Origin of the sequence: Ferrovum myxofaciens (genome assembly GCF_000735045.1) — a bacterium.
GTDB classification, from domain to species: Bacteria; Pseudomonadota; Gammaproteobacteria; order Burkholderiales; family Ferrovaceae; genus Ferrovum; species Ferrovum myxofaciens.
The window spans coordinates 1-272 of record NZ_JPOQ01000269.1; the positions used below are offsets into that span (position 1 = coordinate 1).

The following is a 272-nucleotide window of genomic DNA, read 5'->3' on the forward strand; positions in this document are numbered from 1 at the left end:
CTTGCCAAAAGTGAAGGGCGAGGTAGGCGTTGATCTGAACACTTCCGAGATTGTTTGTTCAAACGGAAAGCGCTATGCAACCCCGCCCAAACTTCAGGTGCTGGAGCAACGCAAGCGCCGTTACCAGCGCGCTTGCCGCCGAAAGGTTGCGGCGGCCAAGGTGTCGATGGGATTGAGCCGGAATGCGAAATTGTCCAAGGGCGTAAAGTTGCCCGTTTCCAATAATTTACGCAAAGCCTACTGGAAAGTGGGTCGCGTCACTGAACATGCCG

At 54.8% G+C, this 272-nt stretch carries 1 pseudogene; it reads left to right on the forward strand.

What is annotated here, in order from left to right:
• A pseudogene (locus tag IV91_RS18585) lies at window positions 1–272 on the forward strand (hypothetical protein); the annotation flags it as partial.